General features: G+C 31.8%; 13 protein-coding genes. All 13 read right to left on the bottom strand.

The window, feature by feature from the left end; genetic code table 11:
• Nucleotides 1-43 precede the first annotated feature (43 nt).
• Nucleotides 44-337: a hypothetical protein gene (locus AMN83_RS03785; protein WP_075504344.1), complete on the bottom strand. Its 294-nt coding sequence runs from the start codon at nt 335-337 to the stop codon at nt 44-46.
• Nucleotides 338-340: 3 nt separating this feature from the next.
• A complete protein-coding gene (locus AMN83_RS03780) occupies nt 341-850 on the bottom strand; it encodes a pentapeptide repeat-containing protein (protein ID WP_075504343.1) in 510 nt (169 codons plus the stop codon).
• 61 nt (nt 851-911) lie between these two features.
• Nucleotides 912-1,949, bottom strand: coding sequence for a Gfo/Idh/MocA family protein (locus AMN83_RS03775; RefSeq protein WP_075504342.1), 1,038 nt, complete (start codon nt 1,947-1,949; stop codon nt 912-914).
• Between the two features lies 1 nt (nt 1,950).
• The gene (locus tag AMN83_RS03770) at nt 1,951-2,934 is read right to left on the bottom strand and encodes an aldose epimerase family protein (RefSeq protein WP_179850413.1); all 984 of its coding nucleotides are present in this window, start codon (nt 2,932-2,934) and stop codon (nt 1,951-1,953) included.
• Between the two features lie 8 nt (nt 2,935-2,942).
• Entirely contained in the window at nt 2,943-3,704 is a 762-nt protein-coding gene (locus AMN83_RS03765; protein ID WP_075504340.1) for an SDR family NAD(P)-dependent oxidoreductase, read from the bottom strand.
• Nucleotides 3,704-4,483, bottom strand: a complete 780-nt coding sequence (locus AMN83_RS03760) for an ATP-binding cassette domain-containing protein (RefSeq protein WP_075504339.1) — start codon at nt 4,481-4,483, stop codon at nt 3,704-3,706. The genes AMN83_RS03765 and AMN83_RS03760 overlap by 1 nt, the downstream gene beginning before the upstream one ends.
• Entirely contained in the window at nt 4,483-6,078 is a 1,596-nt protein-coding gene (locus tag AMN83_RS03755; RefSeq protein WP_075504338.1) for an ABC transporter permease, read from the bottom strand. The genes AMN83_RS03760 and AMN83_RS03755 overlap by 1 nt, the downstream gene beginning before the upstream one ends.
• Before the next feature lie 72 nt (nt 6,079-6,150).
• A complete protein-coding gene (locus AMN83_RS03750) occupies nt 6,151-7,056 on the bottom strand; it encodes a sugar ABC transporter substrate-binding protein (RefSeq protein WP_075504337.1) in 906 nt (301 codons plus the stop codon).
• Nucleotides 7,057-7,316: 260 nt separating this feature from the next.
• Entirely contained in the window at nt 7,317-8,219 is a 903-nt protein-coding gene (locus AMN83_RS03745; protein ID WP_075504336.1) for an ROK family protein, read from the bottom strand.
• 2 nt (nt 8,220-8,221) lie between these two features.
• Nucleotides 8,222-8,971 carry an SDR family NAD(P)-dependent oxidoreductase gene (locus AMN83_RS03740; RefSeq protein ID WP_075504335.1) on the bottom strand — a complete coding sequence of 250 codons (750 nt, stop codon included), beginning with the start codon at nt 8,969-8,971 and terminating at the stop codon, nt 8,222-8,224.
• A 2-nt stretch (nt 8,972-8,973) separates the two neighbouring features.
• A complete protein-coding gene (locus tag AMN83_RS03735) occupies nt 8,974-10,446 on the bottom strand; it encodes a tripartite tricarboxylate transporter permease (RefSeq protein ID WP_075504334.1) in 1,473 nt (490 codons plus the stop codon).
• Nucleotides 10,447-10,953 carry a tripartite tricarboxylate transporter TctB family protein gene (locus AMN83_RS03730; protein ID WP_075504333.1) on the bottom strand — a complete coding sequence of 169 codons (507 nt, stop codon included), beginning with the start codon at nt 10,951-10,953 and terminating at the stop codon, nt 10,447-10,449. It lies immediately after the preceding gene.
• 23 nt (nt 10,954-10,976) lie between these two features.
• Nucleotides 10,977-11,951 (bottom strand): Bug family tripartite tricarboxylate transporter substrate binding protein, encoded by a 975-nt coding sequence (locus AMN83_RS03725; protein WP_075504332.1) that lies wholly within the window; start codon nt 11,949-11,951, stop codon nt 10,977-10,979.
• Nucleotides 11,952-11,969: the final 18 nt, after the last annotated feature.

Below are 11,969 nucleotides of genomic sequence, written 5' to 3'. Positions count from 1 at the left end.
ATATTAATCGATATAGCTAGTGATTTAAATTTTATTTTTTAAATTATTTTTGACTTTTATGATTCATTATTTCGATCATGCATTGAGTTGCATACTCTCTCCACTCAGATGATGTTTTATTCTTCAGGCTATCCAAATGATTTCTGTTACTTTGAATATCATCTTTATGCTTAATATAATCAGCTCCATTTAGATTCTTTTCCATTTCAGACAAATTAGTTTCCATTGCCTTTATCCATTCATTTCCAAGCGCAACACATTTATGATCATCTTTTTCATCACAAATTTGTTTAAAAAAATTAAAAATAACATCATCAGTATTTACTGAAGTGTTCATAAATTATTGTTTACAGGTACCAATAGATTCTGGACCGCAAGTTTGACCATTGGTCCACGTTGCTCCAGTTAAATTAGCTCCATCAAAATTAGCGTTGGTGATGTTAGAAGAGGTAAAGTTAGCTTCCATTAAATTAGAGTTTTGAAAATTTGCCTCGATTAAGGTTGCTCCCATAAAATCAACTCTAGTTAAGTTAGCTCCAGTAAAATTAGTTTTTTCAAAATTTGCGCCGATAGAAACAGACTCATAAAGATTGGCTCTTACAAAAGTAGACTCTGGAAACGTACCAAATGAAAGATTTGAAGTCATCATAATGCTTTTATCAAAATTCACTTGAATAAAACTTGCAAAAGAAAGGTTTGAATTTGGAAGATAACTTCCTTGTAAATCTTGCGAGTCTGAAAATCTACAATTAGAATAATCAACACCTTCTGTTAAAGGATCATCGCATGCAGCATTTGAATTTGTAAAAAATAACAGACTGAATAAAGCAATTAAGATAATTTTTTTCATATAAAAAGTTAACAAATAAAATATGTCAAAACAATGAATGATTTAAATTTTAATAAAAATTTTATATTCTTACTTTTTTACCAGTTTTTGCACTTTTAGTTATTGCGGCAAAAATTTTAAGAGAGATTAAACCATCATTTCCATTTACTTTTGGTTTCGCTTTTTTTGCAACAACATCAGCAAAATGATCAATTTGATTTACTAATGTATTGTCATCTTTTTTGTTTTTATCTTCATTAACAAAAATTTTGTTCCACCAGCTTCGTTCTCTTTTATAAAACCAATATTTAAGATTGGGAAACTGTAAGGAACCTTTGGTACCTCCAATCATGTAAGCAGATTGGTTGGTAATTGGGTATGCAGGATTTTCTCCAGCAGTTAATTCATAACTCCACGGTGCAACAATTGTATCTGACAAATTAAGTGTACAAAGCGCTCCTGAATTAAAGATCAAGCTTATTGTAGCTGTATCCTCCACTTGAAATTTTCTAGTTTTGTTTGTTGTAAATGCTTGCACATATTTTATTGAACCCAATAAATAACAAATCATATCAATGTCATGCACTAAATTAATACCTAAAGGCCCTCCACCTTTCCTAACTCTCCATTTTTCATTGTAATAAGCTTTGTGTTTATAAAGCCAACACAACACATTTGCTGAAACAATGTTTCCTAACTTCCCTTTGTCGATAAGATCTTTTACCTTTGATACTATTGAGTTATGTCTTCTATGATACCCTATCAATAACGGTGTTTTATTTTTATTAGCGCTACTAATAATTCTTTTAGCTGAATTAATGTTATCTGAAATAGGTTTTTCTAATAATACTGGAATTTTTCTCTTTAAGAAACTAACTGTATGTTTTTCATGAAGTTGATTTGGAGTAGCTACAATTACTGCATCCAAATTTTGTGAGTTTAAAAGTTCAACTACATTTGAATACAATGGTATTTTATATTTTTTTGATAAATTTTTAGCGTTGTTACTAATATCTACTATTGAATGAAGTTTAGCTTTTTTAGATTGTGAAATTGCTTTTATGTGCTGCAATCCCATTAAACCGGTTCCAACAATTGATATGTTTATTTTTTTATTCATTTTATGAAATATTTATTTTTGTAAAGTACTTATAAAGTTTTTTGGGTTTAATTAAAGTACTTGGAAAATTTTTATTATTCGGAGCATCTGGATAATGTTGAGTTTCTAAACAAACACCCTGGTAAGGAGAAAGTTTATTTTTATATCGTAAACCCTGGCTAGTATAGAGCTGTAGTCCGGGAAGATTTGAATAAAAATCTAATTGGATATTGGTTTTTTTATTTTTTAATGAGGCTAAATAATTTTTGGAATTTTTTTTAATACAAAATGTTAAATCAAATCCTAATTGATTGATTGTATTAGATGCTCTCTTTATTTTTTTATTTTTTATTATATTTATTTTTTTTCCAATATTTTGAAACTTGGTAAAGTCATTAATAGTATTTTTTACTTTTTTAATTTTTCCAGTTGGGATTAATTTATTGTTTACTTCAAGATATTTTTCGGAGTTAATTTTTAAATTATGATTAAAAATAGTTTCTTTTTTATTTTTATTTAAATTCCAATAACTATGATTAGTTAAACTTACATGTGTTAAATGATTTGATTTATATTGATATTTTATAAATAAACTTTTGTTTTTGATTTCAAAAAAACACTCTGAATTTAGGTCTCCTGGAAAACCCTGGTCTAAATTTTTAGATAACAATTGATAGATTATTTTAGTTTTAGAATGATATTTTATTTTCCATTCTAATCTATCAAATCCTATTTTTCCTCCATGTAAAGTATTTTTTCCTTCGTTACCATCAAGTTTATAAATCTTATTTTTAATCCTAAATTTTGAATTTGATATTCTACCTGCATACCGTCCACAAGTAGCACCTACGTAAAAATTTTTACTACCATAATTTTTAGTAGGACCAAGATTTAAGATTAAATTTATTTTCTTTTGCTTGTCATAAACCTCATACAGACATGCGCCAATGTTAATCGATTTAATTCTTAAATATTTATTTTCTATCGTCGAACTTTGTACTTTCACAAAGCCTATTACAACCAACCTTTATCAACAATGTAAGATTGATTTGTACATCCGCCTGATTGTTCTGATGAAAAAAATAATACTGCTTGAGCAAGCTCATGAGGCAACAATCTCTCTTTTAAACATTGATTTTTCATCAAATCTTTTTCAGACTCCTCGTTTAGCCAAAGATCGATCTGTCTTTGTGTTAAGACCCACCCTGGTACTACTGAGTTAACTCTAATGTTAAATTCACCTAAATCTCTTGCAAATGATCTAGTTAAACCAACTACTCCAGATTTTGCAGCTGTATAAGCAGCCATCCCACCTTGTCCAACCATCCAAGAAGAAGATCCTATATTAACAATTACACCACCTTTATTTTCAATCATTGATTTTTTAACTGATTGAACTGTGAAAAAATAATGTCTTAGGTTTACATTCATTCTTTCATTCCAATATTCCTCTGTAACATCATCAATTTTATGTCGTGTGTCGTTAGCAGCATTATTAATTAAGATATCAATTGGGCCTTTTTGATCAATTATGTCCACAATTGTCTTTTGAAGTTGTTTTATATTTAACAAATCACATTCAATAAAAGTTGGTACTGAATATTTTTTATTTTTTATATCTTCAATTAATTTTTCAGCTTCTGAAACTTTAATATCTATAAAGTAAACCTCTGAACCTTGTTCACAAAAATGTTCAACAATTGAAGCTCCAATTCCTGATCCTCCCCCAGTGATAAATACTCTTTTATTTTCTAAATCGTAATATTTTACTTTCATTACAATTCTAATTCTTTGGCAAGATCACCAATTTTTGCACCACCTGCCATCAATCTTTTTACATCTTCACCACCAAGTTCTGAAGATAATCCTGAACCAATTACTTCTCCTAAACTTAAAAAAGTAAATCGATCAGCTATAAGACGCGCATGAATTTCATTATGTGTAATAAGTATAATTGCAATATTTCCTAAATTTTGAACTTTTTTAATTGTTTTTAAAACTTCCATTTGCTGCTTTTGACCTAATGCTGACGTAGGTTCATCTAATATTAATATTTTTGCACCAAAATAAATTGCTCTCGCAATAGCCAAGGTTTGTCTTTGTCCACCTGACATTGTTCCAACTGGTTGATTAGGGTTTGCAATATTAATTCCAATTTTAGACATTTCTTCTGTTGTTATTCTATCCATCTCATCCATTTGCATTAAACCAAATCCGCTAGGTCCTTTTATTAATTCACGTCCAAGAAAAAAATTTCTTGTTACTGATGTTAGAGCGTTGAGTGCTAAATCTTGATAAACTGTTCCAATACCTGCATCAGATGCTTGACGCGGTGTAGAAAAATTAACAATTTCTCCATCAACTTTTATTTCTCCACTTGTCATAAGATGAACTCCGGATAAAACTTTGATCAAAGTTGACTTGCCAGCACCATTGTCACCTAAAAGCGCGTGAACTTCGCCCGGATAAACATCTAATGAAACACCATTTAAAGCAGTAAAAGTTCCAAATTTTTTTACTAAATTCTTTATTTCAATTAATGGTTTTTTATCCATTAGATATTTCCCATAATTCGTTTTCTGATATTCTCATTTGTTAAGGCAGCAGTAACAAGAACAGCCCCAAGGAATACTCTATAGAATGATCCATCAATTCCTGGAATATAAAAGAATGCTTCTTTTGCAATTCCAAAAATAATTGTACCTAGAATAATTCCACCTATTGTTCCAAAACCTCCTGTTAGCACGACACCCCCAATAACTGCTGCAGCAATTGCTTCTAATTCTTTTAAATTACCTTTTGCTGTATCCGCAGTATTAACTTCAAATACCTGGCACGCAGCAAACATAGTTGCGCAGAACGCAGTAAACATAAATAATGAAATCTTAACTTTATTAGTTGGCACACCGTTAGCTTTTGCAGCACTAAGGTTTCCACCAGTTGAATAAATCCAATTACCTGCTTGAGTTTTACTCAAAATTAAATAACAAATAAACGCTATAAGTCCCCAAATCATTAAACAAGAATACATTCCTTTAGCAAAAATGTTCCCATAGTTATTTACATTCCAATCTGCTGTAAAATATAACCAATTAAATACTGGCTCCATAATGTCGCCTCCAAAAAAATTAGCAACCGGTCTTGCTGTAACTATTGTATCTATGTAAGCTCTTGCTATATCAATATCAGTAACCGCTTTTGCAGCAACATCAGGAACATTAACTCCAGCTTCTATTTTCTTTGTCAAAATTTCGACCATTGAATCATTGCCAGATTTTTTTGCTCCAGCTAATGATTTTTCTAAAGTTGAAATCATTTTTTCAGCATTTGCTTCAGTTTTGAAAGCTGCAACTTTTTCGTTAATATATGTTAATTTTTCAGTTAATTTTGCTACCGTGCTTGCCGGCACAGTGCTAAGAATTTCTAATAATTGGTCATTTGGTAAAGCTTTAGCTGCATCTCTTTCCATTTCTCCATGACCTGGTACATTAATAATGTTTTTAATATCTGGTAAATCTGTAACAGTTGTTGATCCAGCAGTTTGATCTGGAGCTCTATTAAAAGCTCTATACGAAACTTCTGTTAATCCTCTTAAAAAGAAAAGTCCACCTAGTGTAACAATGAAAGAAGCTATTCCACTTTTAACTATTATCCATCCTTGAATCCATCCAAAAGATAAAGTCATGCATAAAGTAATTAATATTGCTAGTAGTGGCGAAACATCTTTGATTTTAAATAATGTGTATCCTTCAAAATGAAAACCTCCCTCAAAAGATATGTAAGGAATAACAACAGCAAAACCCCATTTTAGTATCATTGCCATACAACCGCCAGCAAAACCGATCATTGAACCAACGGAAAGATCAAATTCACCTGCTATAATTAACATTCCAGCAGCAAGTGCTACGATTCCTAATTGAGCAATTACCCTAAAATTATTTCTAATTCCTAAAGCGTTAAATCCTTCACCAGAAAAAGGATTAAGAGAAAATTGTCCTTCTGGAATTGAAAAGTATCCCAACATACAAAAAAGTAAGACCATCACACCAAAAGGTCCGATCTCTGGACGAGAGGTTAACGCGGAATACCATTTTTTCTCTCCTTGTCTGTCTGACTCTTGTCTTGGTTTTTTTGTTGTTGATGTATTCATTTAAAAAAAAGGTTTGTTGATTTATAAAAAAAAAGGGCCGATTTTGAAATCGACCCTTTAAATTATATTTAATTATCTATCAATTCCTGCAAGAGCAGCAACTGAAGAAGCGTTAGACTTATCAACGAAGCCAGGTCCTGATGGGATGTTAGCTCCTGGAAGAAGTCCAGCACTGTTATTGTACAAGTGTAATACGATAATTGGCATATAACCTTGTAGTCTTTGTTGTTGATCGATAGTGAAAGAAACTCTTCCAGATCCGATTAAATCCATAACTGCAGGACTCAAGTCGAAGCAAGAGTGATGCACTGTCATACCAAGATCAACTAAAGCTTTATCAACAGCTTCACATACGTGTGGTCCTACTGAAAGGATCGCATTGATATCACTGTTAGCTTGTAAAGCAGCAGTAGCTCTAGTTTGAATAGTTGCAGGGTCAGATGTAGTATCAGTCATTTGCATAGGAACAGCAGAACCGTAACCTTCACATCTGTCTACAAGAGCTGTGTTGTATGCTTCTTGAATCATACATAATGCTTTAGTAGCACCTTCAGCTTTTGCTCTTTCACCAGCTTTTTGTCCAGCAAGTAATTCAGGCTGACCAACGTGCATTAAAGCACCTAGTTTAGCAGAAGACTCTAAACCAGAGTTCATTGTAATTACTGGAACACCAGCAGCAACAGCAGCTTTAATAGCTGGGCCTAATGCATCTGGGTCTGGTAAAGAAATTACCATTCCATCTGGTTGAGTAGCTGCAGCAGCTTGAATTGAGCTTGCCATATCAGCCATATCAGCAGAAGGGTTGTAGATATATTCGAAGTCAGCACCGATTGCTCTAGCTGCATCTTCACCACCTTTTTGAACTACTGGCCAAAAAGGATCTTTACCTTCTCCATGAGTGACCATTACATATCTTTCAGCGAAAGCAGAAGTTGCAAATAATGCAAGAGCTGCAATCGAAAGTATAAGTTTTTTCATTATTTCCCTCTTAAGTTAATTTAGTTAATATATATATATTAATTATTTGAACGGGATATAAACATATCCAAACACAATCCGTAAAGTAAAAAATAAAAAATTTTAAAAATTTATATATAATATCTATACCTAATTTTATCTTTGGCAGATTGATATGAATTCAACTCTTGGTTGATATTAATTTTATTAAAATTTTTCTAATGTTATGGTGTTTTTTAAAAAATTTAATTTTTTTTATATTAAATTTAGAATTGAACTTTCTAATATGTCGCGCTTCTTCCTAATCTTGCAGCTCCTCTAACTCCACTAGCGTCTCCGTATCTAGGTTTTAAAAAAACACCTTCGTATTCTCTACCAATAACAAATTTTCTAACTAGCGAATCTATTTCATGTAAAAAATCTATTTCATTTGAAACTCCTCCTCCAAAGATAAAAGCATCAGGATCTAAAATATTTATGATGCTTGAAAGTGACATTGCCAAATTTACTTTAAAATCATCTATAAATCTTTCTGCATCTAAATCATGTTTTCTGTTCAGTTCAAAAATTTCATTTGTTTTTAAATTTTTTCCATAAAGTTTCTTAAATCTTTTTGCTAAACTTAAACCGGATAAAAAACTTTCAATCTCTGCTTCCCTAGCATTGCTTGAGTCAAAATTTTCTTTCTTAGCTGCAAAATATGGAATTTGGTTGTGTCCCCATTCCCCTGCTACTCCATTCGAGCCTGTAATAATTTTTTTATCTATTACTAAACCACCTCCAACTCCTGAGCCTAATATAATTCCATAAACAATTTTGTAATGTTTACCTGATCCATCTATAGCTTCTGATAAAGAAAAACAGTTTGCATCATTTTCACAAAATACTTCTTTTCCAAGTGCTTTACGTAGATCACTTTGAAATGGTTTTTTTTCTAACCAAGATATATTTGGAGCATTTTTTACTAATCCAGTTTGAGGAGAATGAACACCTGGATGACAAACTCCAATTGGAAGTTCTTGTTTAAACTCTTGTTCTAATTGTCTATGAATATCTCTTATAGCAGTTATAATTTGGATATACTCCTTTGGACACGATATTCTTGATCTGTGTTTTTCGTTCCCATTTTCTTCAAGAACAACACTCTCTATTTTGGTTGCACCAACATCAATACCTACTTGCATAACTAATATGTGGCTCTTCCACCACTTAAATCAAAAACTGCTGCAGTTGAAAATGAATTTTCTTCGCTGGCTAACCAAGTTACTAATGATGCTAATTCTTCAACTTTTGCAAATTTATTTCTAGGAATTTTTGATAACATATAATTTATATGTTCTTCTGTCATTTGATCAAATATCCTGGTCTTTGCTGCTGCTGGTGTTACACAATTTACGGCTATATTTTTTTGCGCAAGCTCTTTGCCTAGAGATTTTGTTAAACCTATAACACCTGCCTTAGATGTACTGTAAGCGCTTGCATTTGGGTTTCCTTCTTTACCTGCTATAGACGCAATATTTACAATTCTTCCATAATCATTCTTAGCCATAAATGGAACAACTGCTTTGCAACAGTAAAAAACTGCATTTAAGTTTAAGTTAATTACCTTATTCCACTCTTCTATTGGATATTCTGCAACTGTAGTGTTCATTCCAGCCACACCCGCATTGTTAATAAAGATATCAATCTTACCATGTGATTTTTCAACTTCAGATAATTTTGAATTTATTGTTTCATAGTTGCTCACATCAACTATTTGATAAATTAAGTTTTCAGAATTTACTTTTTCTAAAGCTTTTTTGGCTTCACCTTCGTCAATATCCCAAATTACTACTTTAGCTCCAGACTCAATAAATCTTTCAGTGATAGCTAAACCAAATCCTTGGGCTCCACCTGTTACAATTGCTACTCTATTTTTCAAATCATATTTAATCATCTTTATTTTTTAAATTTTTTTGATCTTATTAAAGGAAAAGCTAAGGCAATTAAAGACAAAATAAAGAACGTTAAAGCTATTGGTCTTGTGAAAAACATCAGCCAATTACCATCAAATATAACCAGAGATTGTCTTAGAGTTCCTTCAACTAACTCACCTAAAATCAATCCGATAATAACTGGCACAACTGAGAAACCATATCTTCTCATAAAAAAACCTAGAACACCAAAAAATAACATTATCCAAACATCTATTATGGATTGATTTAAAGAATAAGTTCCACATACTGAAACTGCGAATATCATTGGCCATAAGATTTTATTTGGCACCAACGTTATTCTTGCAAAAATTTTTGCTCCAAAGAACCCAAATATAAAAAATAAAACATTAGCAATTAACATTGCTCCAAAGATTCCATATAAAAAATCGGGTTGTTCTCTAAATAAATCAGGCCCAGGTCTTACACCATGTATAATTAATCCTGTTAAGATAACAGCTGTTGTAGCACTACCAGGAATTCCAAGTGCAAGTGTTGGAACCATTGCACCTCCTGTTGCTGCATTATTTGCTGCTTCTGCACCCGCAATACCTTCTATAGAGCCTTTTCCAAACTCTTCGGGTTTTTTCGAAAACCTTTTTGCTTCTGAATATCCAATTAAAGAAGCAACTGTTCCGCCTTCAGCAGGTAACACTCCAATAAATGAACCTATACCACTGGATCTTAAAATTGTTTTCCAGGTTTTTTTATAATCATCTTTACTTGGAAGTTTTATTGCTTTTAAAGCTATTCTATTAAATACTTGGTTAATTAAAGTTGATTGAGTTAGCATCTCGCTCATTGCAAATAAACCAACTACTACCGGTATAAAACCAATCCCTTCAGTTAATTCATTAATTCCAAAAGTAAATCGATCAATTGAAGTCATAAAATCTTTGCCAACTGTTGAAATTAAAATTCCAAACGCACCTGCGATTAAATTCTTAATTGGACTTCCCTCTCCTATTGATGCAAGCATCGTTAAACCAAAAATTGCTAACGCAAAATATTCTGGTTGACCAAATTCATAAGCTAGTTGAGCCAGAATAGGTGCAAAAAATACAAGAATAATAACGCTAAAAATACCCCCAACTGTACTAGAAACAGTTGCCATTCCTAAAGCCCTACCAGCCTCTCCTTTTTGTGCTAAAGGATACCCGTCTAAACAAGTTGCTGCAGCAGCTGGGGTTCCAGGTGTATTAATCAGAACTGCAGTTATTGCACCTCCATAAGTACCTGCACAATAAATCGAGGTTAACAATACAATTGCTGATAAAGGATCGAGCGTCATTGTAAAAGGTAAAATTAATGCTCCACCAGTTGTTGGCCCTAAACCAGGTAAAACACCTAATATTAAACCAAACAAAGTTCCAAAAAATAAAACTAACAATAGCTTTGAGCTAAACAAAGGAGCCATCATTAATAATAAATTTTCCATCTAGCTATAATAAATATTAGTTATAATTCCAGGTGGAAACCTTAGACCTAGAATTGTTTCAAAAAAAATAAATACTAAGACTGGAAAAATAATTCCAACAAGTAATAAATAAAATATTCTTTTTTCTCCCCAATAGTAGGAAACAAAAATAGATAAAGCTGAAATTGCTAAAAAGAAATCTAAAGTTTTCGAAATCACTACAAAAATAAAAAAACTTAAAAGTGTTAAAAAAAATGATTTAGGTAATTTTTTTTCAACTTTCCAAGGATTTTTGATTGCTAAATAATAAATTAATAAACTCATTACTATTATTAAAATCAAAAGTGCCTTTGGAAATGTTGCTGGTTGAATTCCTCTATTTAAAATAGGGGGGACAATATCAAATGTAAAAGTAGTGATTAATAATGCTACAGAAACTAAAATAATTACCAAACAAACTTTAAACTCGTCTCTAAAAAAAAAGGGCAAACTTTTGTTTGCCCTTTTTTGTTTTTGTACATTCTTCATATTTAAATGTACTTTAAATTAGATTAATTAATGTAACCTAATGCTTTTAGCTGAGCAGTCATTTCTGTAAGCATTTCTTCCATTTGCTTACCCCACTCGTCAGCACCAACTACACTAGTGTCATCAAGACCAATTTCAGTTAAGAAATTTTTGTAATAGTTGTGGCTCATAGCTTTCATCATTCCAGCTTCTAATTGTTTTACTCTGTCTGCTGGAGCACCTTTTTTTGTTACAAAACCTCTAACAGTAGATAAAGAAACAGGTATGCCTAATTCTTTTGCTGTTGGAGAGTCTCCAATTTTAGCCATTCTATTGTTTGCTAATACAACTGAAACACAAAGTTTACCTTCATTAATTTCAGTTAATGCTTCACCTAAGTTTAAAACACCTACATCAATATCTCCTTTGATCAGGTTAGTTTTAATTGGCGCAACACCTTTGTAAGCAACGATAGTTGGATCTTTTAATCCACCTTTTTTAGTAAATGCGATTGCACTAACATCATCAATACCACCAGTATGAGTAGTTCCATATTTTAGTGATTTTGATTTTTGTGTGCTTATAAATTTCTTAGCATCTTTGATATCGTTTTTACAATTAACAACAAATAATTGAGGATCATCAGTACCTCTTGCAAGTGGTTGCATATCGCTCAACTTAACTTTAGTTTTACCTAAAGCCATAGATACAGCATGACCTGTAGTCCAGGTTAAAGTATGATTTCCATCAGCTGGTAAAGACATCATGTAGTCCATAGATGCTGCTCCACCACCACCTTTTTTGTTTACTAATTGCATATCCTGTTTAAGAACTCTTCTTGCTCTTAATAACATCATTCTAGTAGTAACATCAGTTCCACCACCAAAACCAGCGTGTGTAATTGCTTGTATTGGGTGACCATCAGCTTTAGCTGATGTGATCATTAATGGAAGAGCCACAACAAAAAATTCAGTTACTAGAAAAGCAGCTGCTAAAAATAGTTTAAAGCTTTTTTTCATTATTTCCCTCTTATTTAG

Origin of the sequence: Candidatus Pelagibacter communis, assembly GCF_001180025.1 — a bacterium.
Taxonomy (GTDB): Bacteria; Pseudomonadota; Alphaproteobacteria; order Pelagibacterales; family Pelagibacteraceae; genus Pelagibacter; species Pelagibacter ubique_A.
Note: the sequence above shows the minus strand (reverse complement) of the source record. Positions and strands in the feature narration are given on the sequence as shown.